15 protein-coding genes, 2 tRNA genes and 1 riboswitch are annotated in these 19,292 nt (G+C 72.7%); of the genes, 7 read left to right on the top strand and 10 right to left on the bottom strand.

The window, feature by feature from the left end; all coding sequences use genetic code 11:
- Window positions 1–42: 42 nt before the first annotated feature.
- The 3 genes from AB0K00_RS46790 to AB0K00_RS46780 are packed head-to-tail and all read right to left on the bottom strand — an operon-like array spanning window position 43 to window position 3,286.
- Complete coding sequence (locus AB0K00_RS46790; protein WP_363535914.1) at window positions 43–948, bottom strand: carbohydrate ABC transporter permease; 906 nt, start codon at window positions 946–948, stop codon at window positions 43–45.
- Window positions 945–1,907, bottom strand: coding sequence for a sugar ABC transporter permease (locus AB0K00_RS46785; RefSeq protein WP_363535911.1), 963 nt, complete (start codon window positions 1,905–1,907; stop codon window positions 945–947). The genes AB0K00_RS46790 and AB0K00_RS46785 overlap by 4 nt, the downstream gene beginning before the upstream one ends.
- The gene (locus AB0K00_RS46780; RefSeq protein ID WP_363535938.1) at window positions 1,907–3,286 is read right to left on the bottom strand and encodes an extracellular solute-binding protein; all 1,380 of its coding nucleotides are present in this window, start codon (window positions 3,284–3,286) and stop codon (window positions 1,907–1,909) included. The genes AB0K00_RS46785 and AB0K00_RS46780 overlap by 1 nt, the downstream gene beginning before the upstream one ends.
- Before the next feature lie 120 nt (window positions 3,287–3,406).
- Here AB0K00_RS46780 and AB0K00_RS46775 point away from each other — a divergent pair, with 120 nt between their 5' ends.
- Window positions 3,407–4,729 (top strand): enolase C-terminal domain-like protein, encoded by a 1,323-nt coding sequence (locus AB0K00_RS46775; protein ID WP_363535908.1) that lies wholly within the window; start codon window positions 3,407–3,409, stop codon window positions 4,727–4,729.
- Between the two features lie 50 nt (window positions 4,730–4,779).
- On the opposite strand, the gene AB0K00_RS46770 is transcribed toward AB0K00_RS46775, so the two are convergent.
- The 3 genes from AB0K00_RS46770 to cobN all read right to left on the bottom strand — a co-directional run bounded on the left by AB0K00_RS46770 (window position 4,780) and on the right by cobN (window position 11,050).
- Window positions 4,780–5,973 carry an ROK family transcriptional regulator gene (locus AB0K00_RS46770; protein ID WP_363535905.1) on the bottom strand — a complete coding sequence of 398 codons (1,194 nt, stop codon included), beginning with the start codon at window positions 5,971–5,973 and terminating at the stop codon, window positions 4,780–4,782.
- A 95-nt stretch (window positions 5,974–6,068) separates the two neighbouring features.
- Window positions 6,069–7,430, bottom strand: a complete 1,362-nt coding sequence (locus AB0K00_RS46765; RefSeq protein ID WP_363535902.1) for an aminotransferase class V-fold PLP-dependent enzyme — start codon at window positions 7,428–7,430, stop codon at window positions 6,069–6,071.
- Window positions 7,431–7,492: 62 nt separating this feature from the next.
- Window positions 7,493–11,050 (bottom strand): cobaltochelatase subunit CobN, encoded by a 3,558-nt coding sequence (cobN, locus tag AB0K00_RS46760; protein WP_363535899.1) that lies wholly within the window; start codon window positions 11,048–11,050, stop codon window positions 7,493–7,495.
- Between the two features lie 38 nt (window positions 11,051–11,088).
- Window positions 11,089–11,275: riboswitch (cobalamin riboswitch) on the bottom strand.
- A 45-nt stretch (window positions 11,276–11,320) separates the two neighbouring features.
- On the opposite strand from cobN, the gene AB0K00_RS46755 reads away from it, so the two are divergent.
- From AB0K00_RS46755 to AB0K00_RS46745, 3 genes are read left to right on the top strand one after another with little or no spacing between them, the layout of a single operon-like run.
- Window positions 11,321–12,541, top strand: coding sequence for a precorrin-3B synthase (locus AB0K00_RS46755; protein WP_363535897.1), 1,221 nt, complete (start codon window positions 11,321–11,323; stop codon window positions 12,539–12,541).
- On the top strand, window positions 12,538–13,164 hold the full coding sequence (locus AB0K00_RS46750) for a precorrin-8X methylmutase (RefSeq protein WP_363535894.1): 627 nt from the start codon (window positions 12,538–12,540) through the stop codon (window positions 13,162–13,164). Before AB0K00_RS46755 ends, AB0K00_RS46750 begins: the two co-directional genes overlap by 4 nt.
- Entirely contained in the window at window positions 13,161–14,675 is a 1,515-nt protein-coding gene (locus AB0K00_RS46745; protein WP_363535891.1) for a precorrin-2 C(20)-methyltransferase, read from the top strand. The genes AB0K00_RS46750 and AB0K00_RS46745 overlap by 4 nt, the downstream gene beginning before the upstream one ends.
- On the opposite strand, the gene AB0K00_RS46740 is transcribed toward AB0K00_RS46745, so the two are convergent.
- Window positions 14,666–15,016: a hypothetical protein gene (locus tag AB0K00_RS46740; protein WP_363535888.1), complete on the bottom strand. Its 351-nt coding sequence runs from the start codon at window positions 15,014–15,016 to the stop codon at window positions 14,666–14,668. The genes AB0K00_RS46745 and AB0K00_RS46740 overlap by 10 nt on opposite strands.
- A gap of 74 nt (window positions 15,017–15,090) precedes the next feature.
- Window positions 15,091–15,876, bottom strand: a complete 786-nt coding sequence (locus AB0K00_RS46735; protein ID WP_363535885.1) for a methyltransferase domain-containing protein — start codon at window positions 15,874–15,876, stop codon at window positions 15,091–15,093.
- A 75-nt stretch (window positions 15,877–15,951) separates the two neighbouring features.
- Between AB0K00_RS46735 and AB0K00_RS46730 the strand changes: the two genes are divergently transcribed.
- The 3 genes from AB0K00_RS46730 to AB0K00_RS46720 are packed head-to-tail and all read left to right on the top strand — an operon-like array spanning window position 15,952 to window position 18,637.
- Entirely contained in the window at window positions 15,952–17,169 is a 1,218-nt protein-coding gene (locus AB0K00_RS46730; RefSeq protein ID WP_363535883.1) for an MFS transporter, read from the top strand.
- Window positions 17,166–17,738, top strand: a complete 573-nt coding sequence (locus AB0K00_RS46725; protein WP_363535880.1) for a cysteine hydrolase family protein — start codon at window positions 17,166–17,168, stop codon at window positions 17,736–17,738. The genes AB0K00_RS46730 and AB0K00_RS46725 overlap by 4 nt, the downstream gene beginning before the upstream one ends.
- Window positions 17,738–18,637: a DJ-1/PfpI family protein gene (locus AB0K00_RS46720; protein ID WP_363535878.1), complete on the top strand. Its 900-nt coding sequence runs from the start codon at window positions 17,738–17,740 to the stop codon at window positions 18,635–18,637. Before AB0K00_RS46725 ends, AB0K00_RS46720 begins: the two co-directional genes overlap by 1 nt.
- A gap of 492 nt (window positions 18,638–19,129) precedes the next feature.
- Here AB0K00_RS46720 and AB0K00_RS46715 read toward each other — a convergent pair.
- Both AB0K00_RS46715 and AB0K00_RS46710 read right to left on the bottom strand, forming a co-directional pair.
- Window positions 19,130–19,204: transfer RNA gene (locus tag AB0K00_RS46715), tRNA-His, on the bottom strand.
- Between the two features lie 14 nt (window positions 19,205–19,218).
- A tRNA-Val gene (locus AB0K00_RS46710) sits at window positions 19,219–19,291 on the bottom strand.
- Window position 19,292: the final 1 nt, after the last annotated feature.

The raw sequence follows: 19,292 nt of genomic DNA, 5'->3' as shown, positions 1-19,292 counted from the left end.
CGCCGATCGGGTGCGGAGCCGGCTGCGCCCGCAACGGGCCGTTCACGCCTTCACCGCGCCCATCAGGCCGTTGACGAAGTACCGTTGCGCCGCGACGAACAGGATGATCACCGGCACCACGACGATCATCGAGCCGGCCATCAGTACGTTGTAGTGCTGCACCGCGCTGGACTGCAGGTTCTGCAGCGCGATGGGCAGGGTGTACATGTCGGGGTCGTTGAGCGAGACCCGGGTGAGCAGATACTCGTTCCAGGTCGGGATCGCGGTGAGGACGGCGATGGTGATCAGGATCGGCCGGGACAGCGGCAGGTAGATGCCGGCGAAGATCCGCAGCTCGCCGGCGCCGTCGACGCGTGCCGCCTCGCGCAGCTCGCTCGGGATGGCGTCGAACGCGTTGCGCAGCATGAGGATCGACAGCGGTGCCGTGCCGTTCACGAACGGCAGGATCAGCCCCCAGTGCCCGCCCAGCAGCCCCAGCTTGTAGTCCAGCAGCACGATGGGCAGCAGCACGGTCACCCCGGGCACGAACAGCAGCACCAGGAACAGCCGGTAGAGCGCGTTGCGCCCGGGGAAGTGCAGCACCGAGAACGCGTAGCCGGCGGCCGAGTAGATCACCAGCACCAGGAACACCGTCAGCCCGGTGACCTTCAGGCTGTTGAGGAAGTAGTCGAAGAAGTGCAGCTCGTTCCAGGTCTCGACGACGGTGTGCAGGGTCGGGTTGCGCGGGATCAGGTTCCCGCCGCGCACCACCTCGAACTGGTCCTTGAACGCGGCGGACACCATCCACAGGAACGGGTACAGGCTGATCGCCGCGTACAGCAGCAGCAGCGCGCCGACCACGACGCGGGCCAGCACGCCGGGCAGCGACCAGGTGACGCGCCTGCGGGGCACGGGCCGGTCGGTCGCGGGTGCGCCGGTGGCGGCCGGTCGCACGGTCTCGGTGCTCACGTGGCTCTCCGCATGACTCGCAGGTTGATCGCGGCGAGGATCACGGCCGCGACGAACAGCATCCAGCCGAGCGCGCTGGACAGGCCCAGGGTCGGATCGAGCTGGGACAGGAAGGCGAGCTTGTACGCCTCGAGGCCGAGGACGTTGGTGTGGTTGCCGGGGCCGCCGTTGGTCATGATGAGGAACGTCTGGAACCCTTGCAGCGAGTCGCGCAGGGCGAGCAGCACGATGATCGCCGTGATCGGCCGCAGCAGCGGCCACATCACGTGCCGGGTGATGTGCCAGGAGCTGGCGCCGTCGACGCGGGCGGCCTCGACGAGCGTCGGGTCCACGGCCTGCAGGCCGGCGAGGTACAGCAGCATCGACACCGGCACCCCGGACCACACGGTGATCACGATGAGGGTCGGCAGCGCGGTCGCCGTGTTGCCCAGCCAGCCCTGCGGCTGCTGGAGGCTGCCCAGGCCGACCGAGCCGAGCATCAGGTTGACCGCGCCGTCGGGCTGCAGCACGTACATCCACGCGAAGTACACGGCGATGCCGCTGGTCACCTGGGGCAGGAAGTACACCGAGCGCAGCACCGTCTTCAGCCGCCGCACCGAGTTGAGCAGCACCGCGAGGGGGAAGGCGACCAGGACGGTCAGCACGGGCACCGCGATCATCACCCACATCGTGTTGAGCGCGGCCTGGTGCACGATCGGCGCGTACTTGGGGTCGTTCCACAGCAGGTCGGAGTAGTTCTTCAGGCCCACCCAGCGCCAGTTCGGCGTGAAGCCGTTCCAGGTGGCGAAGCTGAGCGAGAGCCCGTACACGATGGTGTAGACGCCCATCAGCCCGAACAGAGCGATGGCCGGCGCCACGAAGCCGTAGCCCCAGGCGACGTCCGCCCGGCGGTACCGCTTCCTGGCGCGGGGGGCCCGCCGGATCGGCGACGGGCCCTTCGCGATGGTCGGGACAGCCATTACTGCTTTGTCCAGTAGGCGTCGATCTGTTTGGCCATCTCCGCGCCGGTGTCGGCGGCGGACCGCTTCTTCAAGGGGCTGTAGTCGATCAGGACGTTGGCGACGGGGGTCCCGTCGTACGCGCTGGGCTTGTAGGAGGTGTCACCGGGGTTGTACGCCGAGGGGCCGGAGCCGAACGCCTTGATCATGGCGCCCAGTGCCGGTCCGACCGCGGCGGTGGGGTCGGCGCCCAGGTCGGCCGGCGGGATGTCCAGCGCCTCCTTGGCGAAGGTGGCCGCGGTGTCGGCCTTGGACAGGTACTTGAGCCACTGGATGGCGCCGGGCCGGTTCTTGGTGGTCGCCGAGACCGACATGCCGGTCAGCGTGAACGGCGCCAGGCTCAGGTCCTTGACGGCACCGCTGGCCGGGGCGGGCACCGGGAACGTGATCACGTTGCTGGCGTCGAACCCGTTCTGCGACAGGAACGCCAGGGTGAACGTGCCGCCGATGTCGAACGTCGACTTGCCCTGGGCGAAGGCCAGGTCGGCCGCGTCGATGTCGAGGCTCTGCGTGCCGGGCATCCAGTACGGGGTGATCTGACCGTAGGTGTCCAGCACCTGGACGCCCGTGGGGGAGGAGAAGTTGCCGGCCTTGTCCTTGCCGAACAGGCCGTGGAACTTGTCGGCGCCGAGCATGCCGTAGGCCATGGGCTGCATGAGCCACTCCAGCCCGGTGGTGGGTGCCTTGAGGCCGAGGGTGACGCCGCCGTTGTCCGGGTTCTTCGCCTTCACCTTCTCCAGGGCGGCGATGAAGTCCTCCCACGTGGCCGGGGCGCTGGTGATGCCGGCGTCGGCCAGTCGCTGCTTGTTGGCGTAGACGATGCCGAACGTGCCGATCGTGAGGGGGACGCTGTACCGCTGGCCCAGCTGGATGCCCTTGGTCTTGGCGTCCTGGGCCAGCGACTTCTTGTAGTACTCCTCGGTGACGGTGCCGTCCTGCTTGACCGTCGGCAGGTAGCTCTTCAGCCAGGCGTCGTCGACGTCCTTGGCCAGGTCGGTGAGCAGCCCGGCGGCGCCGAAGGTGAAGTCGTCGCCGGTGGTGTGCACCTCGAAGAGGTCAGGCAGGCTCTTTGTCTGGGCCGCCGCCTGCACCTTGGTCACGTACGCATCGTCCGGACCGTAGGCCTCGACCTTGACCGAGATGCCCGTCTCTTTCTGGAATCCTTCCGCGACCTTCTGCAGTGCCTTGAGGTGGGACTGTTTGAAGGTCCACATCACCAGGGACTTGTCGGACGAGTTGCCGTTGTCGGAGTCGCCGCCACAGGCGGCTGTGGTGGCGCCGAGTGCCAGCGCCACCAGGACGGCCAGTGCTGGCCGCCACGCACGTCGATCATGTGTCATCACGGTGCCGAGCCTTCGCGTCCAGGGCGCCATTGACATGCGCCACTCTGTCCCGAGAAACTAAATCGAATCGATGGACTGTGTCAACCACGTCACAGCGGTCAGGAGGTGGGCACAGCGGTGAAACATTCACCGGAGTCCGGCGGGCCGGGCCCCGCGCAGGTCGGCGCCCTGGCAGGCGCACCTGACCTGCACGACGTGCTGGCCCCGGCGCCGTGGGCGACGCCGGCCGGGGCCGCCCGGATCACCCGGGTCCGCACGTTTCTGTGCGCGCCGCAGGGCTGCCCGTACCTCATCGTCCGCGTCGAGACGGACCAGCCTGGGCTGTACGGGCTGGGCTGCGCCAGCGACCCGCAGCGCACCCTGGCCGTGCGCGCCGTCGTGGACGAGTACCTGGGCCCGCTGCTGCGGGGCCGCGACGCCGGCGACATCGAGGACATCCACCGGCTGTTGCAGAACAGCAGCTACTGGCGGGGCGGTTCGATCGCCAACAACGCCCTCGGCGCCATCGACGTCGCCCTGTGGGACATCAAGGCGAAGGTCGCCGGGCTGCCGCTGTACTCGCTGCTGGGCGGCCGGGCCCGGCACGGCGCAGAGGCGTACACCCACGTCGACGGCGCGGATCCCGGGGAGATCGCGGACAAGGTGCACGCCGCGGTCGAGGCGGGATACCGGCACGTCCGCGTCCAGGTGGCGGTGCCCGGCGTGGACACCTATGGGGCCGCGTCCGGGGGCGCCACGGTGGACCGCCGCCGCGGCACCTGGGACTCCCTGGCCTACCTGCACCACGTCCCGCCGGCGCTCGTCGAGGTGCGGCGGCGGGTCGGCGACCGGGTCGAACTGCTGCACGACGTACACGAGCGGCTCACCCCCGCGCAGGCCCGGCTCCTGGTCGCCGCGGTCGCCGACGCCGGGCTGTACTTCCTCGAGGACGCGCTCGCGCCGGAGGACAGCGCGCACTTCGGCCAGTTGCGGGCCGCCGGCCCGGTCCCCCTTGCGGTCGGGGAGCTCTACGACGAGGTGAGCCGATACCTGCCGCTGCTGGAGCAGCGGGCGATCGACTTCGCGCGGGTGCGGATCCCGACCCTGGGCGGGCTGACCCCGACCCGCAAGCTGGTCGCCGCGTGCGAGCTGTTCGGGGTGCGCACGGCGCCGCACGGGCCGGGCGACGTCAGCCCGGTGGCGCAGGCGGCGAACGTCGCACTCGACGTCTCCACGCCGGCCTTCGGCATCCAGGAGGCGGCCGGGTTCCGCGACGCCACCCTGGAGGTCTTCCCCGGGGCGCCGACGCCGGACCGGGGCAGCCTCTACCCCGCCGAGGTGCCCGGCCTGGGCGTGGACTTCGACGAGGCCGCGGCCCGCCGGTATCCGGTGCCCCCGCCGCTGCACCACGACCGCTGGGCCCTGCTGCGCGGCACCGACGGCGCCGCGCACCGGCCCTGACCCGGCCACTGACCCGCTGCTGGGCCGTGTGCCGGGTTGGTGCCGGGCCGTCAGCCCAGCAGCAGGGACTGCGGTTGGACCGACAGGATCTGGTCGAGCACCAGGCAGGCGGCGCCGATCGCGCCGACGTCGATGCCCAGCGCGGTCGTGGTGACGGTGGTCGAGTGGATGCGCTCCACGAACGGGGAGCTCTCCACGATGCCGGGGATGATGGCCATGAACCGGTCCGCCAGCAGCGGCCAGATCGGCCCGCCGAACACGATCATCTCCGCGTCCACCAGCGTGGCGGCGGCGCTGACCCCCCGGCCCACCCGGACCGCCCAGCGGTCGATGATCTCGCCGGCCGTCACGTTGCCGGCCGCCGCGTGCCGGCACAGGTGCCGCAGGCTCTGCTCCGCGTCACGCGGCCCGGCCGGCTTGAACTCCGGGCCCAGCACGCCCTGCTCGATCGCCTCGGTGACCAGGGCGTTGGTGGTGCAGGCGGCGTAGAGCCCGCCGACCTCGCCGGCGTTGCTGGAGAAGCCGCGCAGCACCACGTCGTCCACGACGAGGCCCATCCCCGAGCCGGTGCCCAGGTAGAAGAACAGGAAGTTGCCGGTGTTGGTGGCCGCGCCGGCCCAGCGCTCGGCGACGGCGGCGGCGATCACGTCCTTGTCCAGCAGCACCGGCAGCCCGGTGGTCTCCGCCAGATAGTCGCGCAGCCGCACCCGGCCCCAGCCCGTCAGCTCGGGCGGCGCGATGACCAGCCCGGACGTCACGTCCACCGGTCCCGGCGCGGCGATGCCCAAGCCCAGGATCTTCTCCCGCGGCACCCCGGCGTCGCGCACGAGCGCGTTGATCGACTCGCTCATCTCGATCAGCGTGTGGTCCGGGTCGGCCGCCTCGGGCGTGGGACGCTGCGCCCGCGCCACCACCTTGCCCAGCAGGTCGAGCAGCACGAACGTGACCACCGCCGGATCGAGGTGGACGCCGACGGCATACCGCGCGTCCGCGTTGACCTGCAGCAGCCGCCGTGGCTGGCCGCTGCCGGAGCTGCGGGTGCCGGCCTCACGGGCCAGGCCGGAGTCCAGCAGGCGCCGGCAGATGTTCGACACCGTCTGCGCGGACAGGCCGGTGGCCTCGACGAGCTCGACCCGGCTCAGCCCGTCCGGCACCCGGCGGATGGCGTCGAGGACCACCGACTCGTTGAAGTCGCCCATCCGCGGCAGGTTCGTGCCACGCCTGGTCGGCAACCGCTTGTCCACTGTTCTCCCAAGACGGCCGAGGTTACGGAGCGTTCATCCATCAAATCGATTTAGAATAGCATTCATCGGCGAAAGTCTCTGGGCCCGGCCGCGACTCACCGACCGGCCAGCCGCAGGATCGTATCGGCGGCGCGGTCGATGTCGGCCTCGTCGGTGCTGAAGTTGCTGACGGAGAAGCGCATCGCGGGGTTGCCGTGCCAGGTGGTGCCGCTGACCCAGCAGGTGCCGTCGGCCTGGACGCGGCGCACGACGTCGGCCGTGTCCGGGCCGAAGCCGACCAGGACCTGGTTGAGCACGACCTCGTTGAGGACGTGCCCGGCCATCCGGGTGGCGAAGCGGGCCGCGAGGGCGCAACTGCGGTCGATCAGCGCCGCGACGCCGTCGCGCCCGAGGCAGCGCAGCGCCGCATACACGGCGAAACCCCTGGCCCGGCGGGAGAACTCGGGGTTGTAGTCCAGCGCGTCCCGCTCGTCGCCGCCGGCATGCACGAGGTACGCGGCGCGGACCCCCATCGCCGCCCGGTGCGCCGCCGGGTGGGCGCAGAAGACCAGCCCCGAGTCGTAGGGGACGTTGAGCCACTTGTGCGCGTCCGTCGTCCACGAGTCGGCGCGCTCGACCCCTGCCACGAGATGCCGGTGGCGGTCGCTGGCCGCGGCCCACAACCCGAACGCGCCGTCGACGTGGACCCACGCCCCGGCGGCGTGCGCGGCGTCGCAGATCTCGCCGATCGGGTCGCACCCGCCGGTGTTGACGTTGCCCAGCTGGGCGCAGACGATCGCCGGCCCGTCGAGGCCGTCGAGCGCGTCGCGGAGCGCGGCGGTCACCAGCCGGCCCTCCGCGTCGACCTTCACCGGCACCAGCGCCGCCGTGCCGATCCCGAGGAACCGCAGCGCCCGGTCGATCGTCGAGTGCCGGTCCGCGCCGGCGAGCACCGTGATCCGGGGCGCCCCGTGCAGCCCGCCGGTCTCCACGTCCCAGCCGACCCGGCGCAGCACCTCGTGCCGCGCCGCGGCGAGCGCGGTCACGTGGCTCATCTGCGCCCCGGTGACGAACCCGACGGACGCGTGCGCGGGCAGCCCGAACAGCTCGCGCAGCCACCCGCCGGCGACGTCCTCGACGACAGCGGCGGCGGGCCCGGCCACGTACAGGCCGGCGTTCTGGTCCCAGGTCCCGGTGAGCCAGTCCGCGGCGAGCGCCGCCGGCATCGCCCCGCCGATGACGAACCCGAAGAACCGCCCGCTCGGCGACGCGACCACCCCGGGGTCGGCCGCCTCGGCCAGCCGGGCGACCACCTCCCGCGCGTCGGTCCCCGTCTCCGGCAACGGCCCGCCGAGCGACGCCCGCAGCTGCTCCAGCGTGGCGCGGCTGCCGACGGGCCGGTCCGGCAGGCCGGTCAGGAAGCGGGTCGCCTGCTCGTACGCCTCGGTGAGGGGGCCCTGCCAGTCCGGTTGTTCCATGCCCACATACTCGCGCTTCCCCACCCTCACGAGAACCGGAACTGTCGACAACCCGCCCGAAGCTACTGACCGTCCTCCAGGTCGCCCTCGGTTTCGAGGTACACCTGGCGCAGGGCGTCCAGCGTGGACTGTTCGGGGTGCTCCCAGAGGTTGCGGTCGGCGGCTTCCAGGAGGCGTTCGGTGATGCCGTGCAGGGCCCACGGGTTGGACTCGTCGAGGAACTTGCGGTTCTCGGGGTCGAAGACGTAGGCCTCGGCGAGCTTCTCGTACATCCAGTCGGCGACCACGCCGGCGGTGGCGTCGAAGCCGAACAGGTAGTCGACGGTGGCGGCGAGCTCGAAGGCGCCCTTGTAGCCGTGCCGGCGCATCGCGGCGAGCCAGCGGGGGTTGACCACGCGGGCGCGGAAGACGCGGGCGGTCTCCTCGCTCAGCGTGCGGGTGCGCACGGCGTCGGGGTTGGTGCTGTCGCCGACGTACGCGGCCGGGGCGCGGCCGGTGAGGGCGCGGACGGTGGCGATCATGCCGCCGTGGTACTGGAAGTAGTCGTCGGAGTCGGCGATGTCGTGTTCGCGGGTGTCGGTGTTCTTGACCGCGACGCTGATCCGCTTGTAGGCGCCTTCCATGTCGCCGCGGGCGGGGAGGCCGTCGAGGCCGCGGCCGTAGGCGTAGCCGCCCCAGACGGCGTAGACCTCGGCGAGGTCGGCGTCGTCGCGCCAGTTGCGGCTGTCGATGAGGGGGAGGATGCCGGCGCCGTACGCGCCCGGCTTGGAGCCGAAGACGCGCAGCGTGGAGCGCCGGGCGTCGCCGTGCAGCGCCAGGTCCGCGGTGACGTGGGCGCGCACGTAGTTGTCCTCGGCGGACTCCGGCAGGCCCGCGACCAGCTGCACGGCGTCGTCGAGCAGCGCCACGACGTGCGGGAACGCGTCGCGGAAGAAGCCGCTGATGCGCATGGTGACGTCGATGCGGGGACGGCCCAGCTCGGCGAGGTCGACGGGGGAGAGGTCGACGACCCGGCGGGACGCGTCGTCCCAGACGGGGCGGACGCCGAGCAGGGCCAGGGCCTCGGCGATGTCGTCGCCGGCGGTGCGCATGGCGCTGGTGCCCCACATCGACAACCCGACCGACCGCGGCCATTCGCCGTGGTCGGCGCGGTAGCGGGCGAGCAGCGAGTCGGCCATCGCCTGGCCGGTCTCCCAGGCGAGGCGGCTCGGGATCGCCTTGGGGTCGACGGAGTAGAAGTTGCGGCCGGTCGGCAGGACGTTGATGAGGCCGCGCAGCGGCGAGCCGCTCGGCCCGGCCGGGACGTAGCCGCCGTCCAGGGCGTGCAGCACCATGGTCAGCTCGTCGGTGGTGCGCGCCAGGCGGGGCACGATCTCCCGGGCCGCGAACTCGAGCACCCGTACCACATCCGGCGAATCAGAAATGTCGGAGATGTCGCCGACCGGCCAGCCCCGCGACTCCATCTCGGCGACCAGGGCGCGGGCCTGCGTCTCGGCCTCGTCGACCGACACGCGACCCGAGCCGCTCTCGTCAAGACCGAGCGCCTCGCGGAGACCTGGCAGCGCGGCCACGGTGCCGCCCCACATCTGCCTGGCCCGCAGCATCGCCAGGACCAGGTCGACCCTGGCCTCACCCGACGGTGCGACGCCGAGCACGTGCAGGCCGTCGCGGATCTGCACGTCCTTGATCTCGCACAGCCAGCCGTCGATGTGCAGGATGAGCTCGTCGAAGCCGTCCTCGCCGGGCCGGTCGGCCAGGCCCAGGTCGTGGTCGAGGCGGGCGGCCTGGATCAGCGTCCAGATCTGGGCGCGGATCGCGGGCAGCTTCGCGGGGTCGAGGGCCGCGATCGTCGCATGTTCGTCGAGGAGCTGCTCGAGGCGGGCGATGTCACCGTACGAGTCGGCCCGCGCCATCGGCGGGATCAGGTGGTCGACGAGGGTGGCGTGCGCCCGGCGCTTGGCCTGGGTGCCCTCGCCGGGGTCGTTGACCAGGAACGGGTAGATCAGCGGCAGGTTGCCCAGGGCCGCGTCGGCGCCGCAGGACGCGGACAGCCCGACGGTCTTGCCGGGCAGCCACTCCAGGTTGCCGTGCTTGCCGACGTGCACGACCGCGTGCGCGCCGAACTCGTCGGCGAGCCACCGGTACGCGGCCAGGTAGTGGTGGCTCGGCGGCAGGTCCGGGTCGTGGTAGATCGCGACGGGGTTCTCCCCGAACCCGCGCGGCGGCTGCACCATGACCACGACGTTGCCCTCGCGCAGCGCGGCGAGCACGATCTCACCGTCCGGGTCGCGGGACGTGTCGACGAACAGCTCGCCCGGCGCCGGCCCCCAGTGCCGCTCCATCTCCGCGCGCAGGTCGGACGGCAGCGTGGCGAACCAGGCCCGGTAGCGACCGGCCGAGATCCTGATCGGGTTGCCCCGCAGCTGGTCCTCGGTGAGCCAGTTGACGTCCTGCCCGCCGGCGGCGATGAGCGTGTGCATCAGCGCGTCGCCGTCCTTGGGGAAGCCGTCGGCACCCACATAGCCCTGCTCGTGCAGCGCGGACAGGAGCCGGACCACGCTCGCGGGCGTGTCGAGGCCGACGGCGTTGCCGATCCGGGCGTGTTTCGTCGGGTATGCGCTGAGCATCACCACGACCTTGCGGTCCGCGGCCGGCAGGTGCCGCAGCCGGGCGTGCCCGACGGCGATCCCGGCGACCCGGCCGGCCCGCTCCGGGTCGGCGACGTAGACGGTGAGCCCGTCGGCGTCGACCTCCTTGAACGAGAACGGCACCGTGATGATCCGGCCGTCGAACTCGGGGATCGCGACCTGCGTGGCCGTGTCCAGCGGCGACAGGCCGTCGTCATTGCTGTCCCAGGTGTCGCGGGCGCTGGTCAGGCAGAGCCCCTGCAGGATCGGCACGTCGAGGGCGGCCAGGGCGCCCACGTCCCACGCCTCGTCCGCGCCGCCGGCCTGCGCGTCGGCGGGCCGGGTGCCGCCCGCGGCGAGGACGGTGACGATGAGCGCGTCGGCCTGCCGCAGCGTGTCCAAGAGCTCCGCCGGGGCGGTGCGCAGCGACGAGGCGAACACGGGCAGCGCCCGGCCGCCGGCGTCCTCGATCGCCGCGCAGAGCGTCTCCACGAACGCGGTGTTGCCGGCGAGGTGATGCGCCCGGTAGTAGATGACCGCAACCGTCGGGCCGTCGTGGTCCGTGCCCGCCCGCTCCAGCGGTCCCCAGGTCGGGGTCGTCGCCGGGGGCGCGAAGCCGTGGCCGGTCAGCAGGATCGTGTCGGACAGGAAGTTGTGCAGCTCACCGAGGTTGGCCGGGCCGCCCTCGGTGAAGTACTTGTGCGCGTCCGCGGCGACCCCGGCGGGCACCGTCGAGTGCGACATCAGCTCGGCATCGGGCAGTTGCTCGCCGCCGAGCAGGACCACGGGCAGCGGCAGCCGCAGCAGCGCGTCGAAACCCTCCTGCCAGTCGCGGTAGCCGCCCAGGAACCGCACCACGACCAGGTCGGCACCGTCGGCCAGGGCCGGCAGGTCCTCCACGGCGGTGCGGGACGGGTTGGCCAGCCGGAACGCGGCACCGCTCGCGCGGGCGCTGAGCAGGTCGGTGTCAGACGTCGACAACAGCAGGATCACGCCGGGGTCCTCCCTCGGGGTCCGCGCCCCAAGTCGGTCGGGAAAGGTCCGGCAACGGAGAGTCTCCTGGCTCCCGGATCGGCGCTCGCCTCCGGCCTTCCCGGGCTCGCGCCCGGTGGCCTTGCGTCGGAGGTCCGCTCCCCGGTCACAGTGGCGGGACCGCGCCGGATTGACACCGGCTTCCTCCACACGTCGCCGTACAGCACCGCCAACTCTCCTGGACAGCGCTGTCTTGAGTCAAGCGAGCCGCTGCGCAGTAGTATCCGGCCCGTGCAGGCTGCCAGTGGACGCGACGCTCCGGACCGGTGCCCGGGCGCCGTGCAGGTCCACGCCGCGGCCGACGGTGGCCTGGCCCGGGTCCGGCTGCCCGGCGGCCGGTTGAGCGTCGCGGCCCTGGCCGTGCTCCGCGGCGCGGCACTCGACCTCGGCGACCCGGCGCTGGAGCTGACCTCGCGGGGGAACATCCAGGTCAGGGCGCTGCGACCGGGTGCGGAGGTCGAGCTGGCCGCCCGGTTGTCCGCCGCCGGGCTGCTGCCGTCGGACACTCACGAACGGGTCCGCAACATTATCGCCAGCCCGCTCAGCGGCCGCGACGGGCTCGGGGAGCTGGACGTGCGGCCGGTGGTGGCCGCGTACGACGCCGGCCTGTGCGCCGACGCCTCCCTGGCGGACCTTCCGGGCAGGTTCCTGGTCACCGTCGACGACGGGCGCGGCGATGTGACCCCGCTCGGCGGCGACGTCGGCCTGCACGGCGACCGCCTGGTCCTGGCCGGCACCGTCATGCCGGCCGGTGCCGGCACCGTGACGCCGGCCGGCGCGGCTGACCTCCTGCTGCGGGCCACCAGGGCGTTCCTGGCCGAGCGGGCCGAGCAGGGCGGCACGGCGTGGCGCCTGACGGAGCTGACCGACGGCCGGGCGCGGGTGGCGGCGCGGCTGGCCACCTCCTACGCCACAGACGCCGGTCAATACAGCGGCCCAGACCGCGCGGACGTTGGTCAATACAACGGCTTTGATCGCGCCGACGTTGGTCAATACGACGGCCGGCGTGGCCCGGTGGCCGGGTGGGCGCCGCAGCTCGACGGCCAGGCCGCGCTGACCGTCGTCGTGCCGCTCGGCCTGTTCACCCAGGCACAGTCCGCGGCGCTGGTGGAAGCCGCGCCGGGAGAGATCATCGTCACGCCGTGGCGGACCGTCGTCGTGCCGGACGTGCCCGTCGCACAAGCTGGACCCGTCGAGACACTGCTGACGGCGGCCGGCCTCGTCACCGACCCCGCCTCCCCGTGGGCCGGGGTCACCGCGTGCGCCGGCCGGCCCGGCTGCGCCAAAGCCCTCGCCGACGTGCGGGCCGACGCCCGCGCGGCCGTCGAGGCGGGCACCGTGCCGCGGGACCTGCCCGTGCACTGGGTCGGCTGCGAACGGCGCTGCGGCGCACCGAAGGGAAGGCACGTGGAGATGCTCGCGACCGCCGACGGCTACCAGGTGGTCTCGTGACGGCGTACGACTACGTGAAGGACGGCGCGGAGATCTACCGGCGGTCGTTCGCGACGATCCGGGCCGAGGCCGACCTGTCCGGGCTGCCCGCCGACGTCGCTCAGGTCACCGTCCGCATGATCCACGCGTGCGGGATGGTGGACCTGCCCGCCGACGTCGGGTACAGCGCCGACGTGGTCCGCCTCGCCCGCGCCGCGCTGCGCGACGGCGCCCCGATCCTCTGCGACGCCGAAATGGTCGCCTCCGGTGTGACCCGGGCGCGGCTGCCCCGCGGCAACGAGGTCCTGTGCACCCTGCGCGACCCGCGGGTGCCGGCGCTCGCCGCCGAGCTCGGCACCACCCGCAGCGCCGCCGCCCTCGAACTGTGGGGCGAGCGCCTCGCCGGCGCCGTCGTCGCGGTCGGCAACGCGCCGACGGCGCTGTTCCGCCTCCTGGAGATGATCGCAGCGGGCGCGCCCCGACCGGCGGCGGTGCTCGGCATCCCCGTGGGGTTCATCGGCGCGGCCGAGTCGAAGGCGGCCCTGGCGGCGTCGGACCTGCCGCACCTGGTCGTGCACGGCCGCCGTGGCGGCAGCGCGATGACGGCCGCCGCCGTCAACGCGATCGCGGACGAGAAGGAATGACCACAGTGGACATCGGGCGGCTGTACGGCGTAGGTCTCGGACCGGGCGACCCCGAGCTCGTCACGGTGAAGGCGGCCCGGCTCGTCGCGGCCGCGCCCGTGGTCGCCTTCCACAGCGCCCGCCACGGGCGCAGCATCGCGCGGTCGATCGCGGCGCCGTACCTGCGCGACGGCCAGATCGAAGAGGCCCTGGTCTACCCGGTCACCACCGAGGAGATCGGCGACTACCGCGCGGTCATCGAGGAGCACTACGACGCGTGGGCGGCCCGGCTCGCCGCGCACCTCGACGCCGGCCGCGACGTGGTCGTGCTCTGCGAGGGCGACCCGCTGTTCTACGGCTCCTACATGCACATGCACAAGCGGCTCGCCCACACGTACCAGACGGAGGTCGTCCCCGGCGTCACCTCCATCGCCGGCGCGTCCGCGGTCCTCGGCCGGCCCCTCGTCGAGCGCGACGAGATCCTCACCGTCCTGCCCGGCACCCTGCCGGCCGACATCCTCGCGGAGCGCCTCGCGGCCACCGACTCCGCCGCCGTCATGAAGCTGGGCCGCACCTTCGGCACCGTCCGCGACGCCCTGGAGCGGGCCGGCCGGCTGCAGGACGCCTGGTACGTCGAGCGCGCCACCACCGACCGCCAACGCGTCGCGCCGCTGTCCACAGTGGACCCCGCCGACGTGCCGTACTTCTCCCTGGCGCTGCTGCCGAGCCGGGTGCACGAGGAGACGGCGTCGGCGCTGCGCGCCGCACCTGTTGCGGTCGCCGCCGGTGAGGTCGTCGTCGTCGGGCTCGGACCCGCCGGCCGTGACTGGCTCACCCCGGAAGCCCTCGCCGCGGTCGAGGCCGCCGACGACCTCGTCGGCTACGGCCCTTACCTGGCAAGGATCCCGGCCAACCCCCGGCAGCGCCGGCACGCCTCGGACAACAAGGTCGAGGCGGAGCGCGCCGAGTTCGCCCTCGCCCTCGCCAAGGACGGCGGCCGCCGCGTCGCCGTCGTCTCCTCGGGTGACCCGGGCGTGTTCGCGATGGCGGCCGCGGTCCTGGAGGTCGCCGCCGAACCGCGCTGGAAGGACGTCCCGGTGCGGGTGCTGCCCGGGCTGACGGCCGCGCAGGCGGTGGCGAGCCGGGTCGGCGCGCCGCTCGGCCACGACTTCTGCGTGCTGTCGCTGTCGGACCGGTTGAAGCCGTGGGACGTGATCGCGGCCCGCCTCGACGCCGCCGCCGGCGCCGACCTGGTCATCGCCATCTACAACCCCGGTTCGAAGAGCCGCACCTGGCAGGTCGAGGCGGCCCGGGACCTGCTGCTGCGGCACCGGTCCCCGGACACCCCGGTCGTGCTCGGCCGCGACGTCGGCGGGCCGGGCGAGCGGGTCCGGGTGGTGCGCCTGGCGGACCTGGATCCGTCCGAAGTGGACATGCGGACCCTGCTCATCGTCGGTTCGTCGCAGACCCGCGCGGTGGAACGCGGCGACAGCGGCACGCCGGTCGTGTTCACCCCCCGCCGCTACCCCTGACCGACCGGCGGGTTGGTGCGGTAGAGCCCGAGGATCTCCGGCAGCGGCACGACCCCCGGTCCGCCGGCCTCGACCCAGGCGGTCAGGTCGCCGATGACCGCGTCGTCGAGGACGTAGCCGAGCCAGACCGGCCGGGCCCCGGCCCGCCGCGCGGCCGGGGTCGGGTGCACGACGACGATGTTGGACCGCTCGCACGCGTCGAGGCACGCGCTGACCCGCACCCCGGTCTGCCCCAGCGCCGAGCGCAGCCGGGCGACCTGCCCGGCGTGGTCGACGTCGGGGTGCTTGCGCGCCGAGCCGCAGCAGCAGTCCCGGCACACGGTGACGAGCGGTCGTTCCATCGGACGAGCCTAAGGCGTATTTGGTAAGTGGGGTCCGCCGCAGCCCGGCATCCACTTACCAAACACGCCTTAGATCAGGGGCGGGCCAGGATCTCGCCGTGCAGGATGGACAGCCAGCCGTCGGGGGAGTCGGCCCAGGCGCGCCAGCCGTCGGAGAGCCGCTGCAGGTCCTGCTGTGTCACGCCGCTGGCGAGGGCCTGCGTCGCCATCGCGGAGGCGCGGACGCGGTCCGCCCACATGCCGCCCCACCAGGCGCGGTCCTCCTCGTCGGCGAAGCACCAGGTGCTCGACGTGGACGTGACGTCGGTGAAACCGGCGGCCCGGGCCCAGGACAGCATCCGGCGGCCGGCGTCGGGCTCGCCGCCGTTGGCGCGGGCCATCCGCTGGTACAGCGCCATCCACTCGTCCAGCTCCGGCAGCCGCGGGAACCAGGTGAACGCCGCGTAGTCGCTGTCGCGGGCCGCCACGTAGCCACCGGGCCGGCAGACGCGGCGCATCTCGCGCAGCGCCTGGACGGGGTTGGCGACGTGCTGCAGCACCTGATGGGCGTGGACCACGTCGAACGTGTCGTCGGGGAAGTCGAGGGCGTGCACGTCGCCGACGACATAGGCGACGCCCTGCACGCCGGCCTTGGTGACCTCAAGGGCCTCGGCGGTCGCCTCCAGGGCGGTGACCTCGCCCGGGGCGACGACGGCGGCCAGGTCGGCGGTGATGGTGCCCGGGCCGGCGCCGACGTCGAGCACGCTCATGCCGGGCCGGAGCACCGGCAGCAGGTAGGCGGCGGAGTTCTCGGCGGTGCGCCAGCGGTGGGAGCGCAGGACCGACTCGTGGTGTCCATGGGTGTAGACGTTGTTGGCCATGTCCCAGACTCTAATATTCTCATCTCTCATATTGGGAGGACCTTCCCGGATGGTGGAACCCGTAAGATCGTCTCGGTGAGAACGTCGCTGCTCGTGCTGGCCTATTTCGCGTTCATCAGCCTCGGGCTGCCCGACGGCCTCCTCGGCGTCGGCTGGCCGTTCATGGCCGGCACGTTCGACGTGTCGACCGAGTCGGTCGGCTACCTCCTCGTCGCCGCGACCACCGGCTACCTCACCTCCAGCGTCGCCGCCGGATTCCTGCTCGCCCGCGTCGGCGTCGGCTGGCTGCTCGCCGCCAGCACCGCCGCGACGAGCCTCGCCCTCGCCGGGTACTCCCTCGCCCCCGGACTGTGGTTCCTGGTGCCGTGCGCCCTGCTCGGCGGCTTCGGCGGCGGCGCGATCGACGCGGGCCTCAACGCGTACGCGGCCACGAACTTCAACGCCCGCCACATGAACTGGATGCACGCCTGCTTCGGCCTCGGCGTCGCCATCGGCCCGCTCATCATGACCTCGGTGATCAGCGCCGGATCGCCGTGGCGGCTCGGATACGCCGTCGTCGCCGCCGCCCAGCTGTGCCTCGCCCTGTCGTTCGTGACCAAGGCCCGCAGCTGGGGCCGGGCGCCGGTGCCCGTGCACGAGACGCCGCAACGCGGCCGGGACACCCTCAAGCTGCCCGCGGTGTGGCTCGGCGTGGTCGCCTTCGGGGTCTACGTGGCCGTCGAGGCCGGCGCCGGCCTGTGGGCGTTCCTGCTGCTCACCGAGGGCCGCGGGATCAGCGACGCGGTCGCCGGCGTGTGCGTGTCCGGCTACTGGGCCTGCCTGTTCCTCGGCCGGGTCGTGCAGGGCGCCGTCGCCGACCGCATCGGCGTGTCCCGCGTCATCGCCGGCTGCCTGCTCGGCATGGCCGCCGGCGCGTTCCTCGTCGCGCTGCCCGGCCCCGGCTGGCTCGCCGCCACCGGCCTCGGCCTGATCGGCTTCGCCGCCGCGCCCGTCTTCCCGCTGCTCACGCTCACCACCGCGGAACGCGTCGGGGCCGCGCACGCCGACCGGGCGATCGGCCTGCAGATCGCCGGTGCCGGCCTCGGCGGAGCCCTCGTCCCGACCGCCATCGGTGTCCTGCTCGCCCGCGCCGGTGTCAACGTCCTCGGCTCCACCCTCCTTGCCCTGGCGTTGCTGCTGCTGGTGTTGTACTGGGTGAGCCTGCGCCTGTCGTCGCGTGACCGGATCGGTCCGGCCTCCGGCCAGGCGATGCCTGTCGCGGACGCGGTCGACGGCGCAGGATCGACGGCATGAGAAGCGCGTTGCTCGTCATCGACATCCAGGAGTCCTTCCGCCAGCGCCCTAGCTGGGCCGCCGTCTCCAACCCCGACATCGTCGCGACGGTCAACCCGTTGATCGACGCCGCCCGCGCCCGCGGTGACCTGATCGTGTGGGTCCTGCACCACGAGGTCGACAACGTCTTCGACCCCCGCAACGGCCACGTCCGCCCGATCGAAGGCCTGTCCCCGCTGCCGGACGAACCGGTCATCACCAAGACGTCGGCGAACGCCTTCACCACCACCGGCCTGCAGCAGCTGCTCACCACCGAAGGCATCCGCCACCTCGTCGTCACCGGCATCCAGACCGAGCTGTGCTGCGAGACGACCACCCGGATGGCCGGCGACCTCGGCTACGACGTCACGTTCGTCACCGAGGCCACCGCGACGTTCCCGATCCCGCACCGCGACGAGCGGCACCTGCCCTACGACGAGATCCTCGCCAGCCCCCGCACCCTGTCCACCGACGACATCATCGCCCGCACCGAGTACGCCCTCGCCGGCCGCTTCGCCACGATCGCCACGGTCAAGGAAGCCATCGGCTGATGAAGGTCGTCTTCCTGCTCGTGCCGCAGCTGCACCTGCTCGACCTGGCCGGGCCGGCCCAGGTCTTCTCCACGGCCCGCGACTTCGGCCTGGACTACGCACTGCACTACGTGGCCGAGCAGGACGACGTACCCTCCGCGCAGGGCGTCTCGATCCGCCGTACCGGACCACTGCCCGACCTCGACACCGCCGACCTCGTCGTCGTCCCCGGCTGGCGCAGCCACGGCTTCCCGGACAACGGCCGGCTGTCCGCCGCCGCCCGGGCCTGGCTCGCGGCCCACCACGCCGCGGGCGGCACCTGCGCCAGCGTCTGCTCCGGCGCCGACGCGCTCGGGCAGGCCGGCCTGCTCGACGGGCGCCGCTGCACCACCCACCACCTGCTGCAGGACCGGCTCGCGTCGCAGTACCCCCGCGCCAAGGTCCTCAAAGACGTCCTGTTCGTCATCGACGACCGGATCGTCACCTCGGCCGGCATCGCCAGCGGCATCGATCTCGCCCTGCACCTGGTCGCGACCCGGCACGGCCCCGGCGTCGCCGCGCAGATCGCCCGCGAGATGGTCGTCTACGCCCGGCGCAACGGCGACGAACCGCAGGACAGCGCCATGCTCCGGCACCGCGCGCACCTCTCCGACGTGGTACACCGCGTCCAGGACCTCATCGACGCCCGCTTCGCCGACCGCCTGCCGCTGCGCGACCTCGCATTCGCCGCCGGTGTCAGCGAACGCACCCTGACCCGCGCCTTCGGCGACGCGACGGGGCTGACGCCGCTGCGGTACCAGCAGCTGCTGCGGCTCGAACGCGCCGAACACCTCATCGGCCACGGCGCCACCGTCGAGGCCGCGGCCCGAGCCGCCGGCTTCGAGGACGCCCGCATGCTCCGGCGACTCCGCCGCCGCTGAGCCAGCTGGGCCACGGCTGGCGCCGCGCCCCGGCGGGGGGTTCCCACCCCGCACCCCCCATGCTCGCTGCGCTCCCACTCAAGCCTGTTCCTTCCGCGGCGGCCTCCGGCCGAAAGAGCAGTGGGGGATTCTCACCCCACACCCCCAATGCTCGCTGCCGCTCGCACGCCCAGCGCTCCGCGCGGCCGAAACACGCGCATGCGCGCGGCAACCGAAAGACCGGGGGTTGAGGTTGCGAGTCTCACGACAGGTCTGACGTCCAATCCGCGGGGTGCCGGGCCGTCACGCTGAGCCTCGCCGCGAGAACTGCGCCGGCGCTGAACACCAGGGCGCCACCGAGCCCGCCGAGCGCGGACGGCCAGCAGCAGCGGATGGCGGCTCAGATAGCCGAACGGTCGTGGGTCCCGGTGTCGATCCGGGCACACCGCCGTTATGAGCAGCGGCCGGGCAGCCAGCGCCCGCACCCACGGTGCTCCACAGCGGACGGCATCAGGGCGATCGTCGGGAGTCGAACCCGAACCACCAGGGCCACAACCTGGCGTGCACATCCGGTACACCACGAACGCCATGCACTTCTTGCGTACCCGCGGAGGGACTCGAACCCCCAACATCCTGTTTGTAGGACAGGCGCTCTTCCAATTGAGCTACACAGGCA

This window comes from Dactylosporangium sp. NPDC049525, from assembly GCF_040676755.1.
In the GTDB taxonomy this organism is placed as follows: domain Bacteria; phylum Actinomycetota; class Actinomycetes; order Mycobacteriales; family Micromonosporaceae; genus Dactylosporangium.
This window is presented reverse-complemented; position numbering and strand designations above follow the sequence as displayed.

What these genes read in the sequence shown, in the direction of transcription:
- AB0K00_RS46785 (WP_363535911.1), bottom strand. Translation starts at nt 1,907, where the DNA reads ATGGCTGTCCCGACCATCGCGAAGGGCCCGTCGCCGATCCGGCGGGCC.
- AB0K00_RS46780 (WP_363535938.1), bottom strand. Translation starts at nt 3,286, where the DNA reads ATGACACATGATCGACGTGCGTGGCGGCCAGCACTGGCCGTCCTGGTG.
- AB0K00_RS46765 (WP_363535902.1), bottom strand. Translation starts at nt 7,430, where the DNA reads ATGGAACAACCGGACTGGCAGGGCCCCCTCACCGAGGCGTACGAGCAG.
- AB0K00_RS46745 (WP_363535891.1), top strand. Translation starts at nt 13,161, where the DNA reads ATGACCACAGTGGACATCGGGCGGCTGTACGGCGTAGGTCTCGGACCG.
- AB0K00_RS46740 (WP_363535888.1), bottom strand. Translation starts at nt 15,016, where the DNA reads ATGGAACGACCGCTCGTCACCGTGTGCCGGGACTGCTGCTGCGGCTCG.
- AB0K00_RS46735 (WP_363535885.1), bottom strand. Translation starts at nt 15,876, where the DNA reads ATGGCCAACAACGTCTACACCCATGGACACCACGAGTCGGTCCTGCGC.
- AB0K00_RS46725 (WP_363535880.1), top strand. Translation starts at nt 17,166, where the DNA reads ATGAGAAGCGCGTTGCTCGTCATCGACATCCAGGAGTCCTTCCGCCAG.
- AB0K00_RS46720 (WP_363535878.1), top strand. Translation starts at nt 17,738, where the DNA reads ATGAAGGTCGTCTTCCTGCTCGTGCCGCAGCTGCACCTGCTCGACCTG.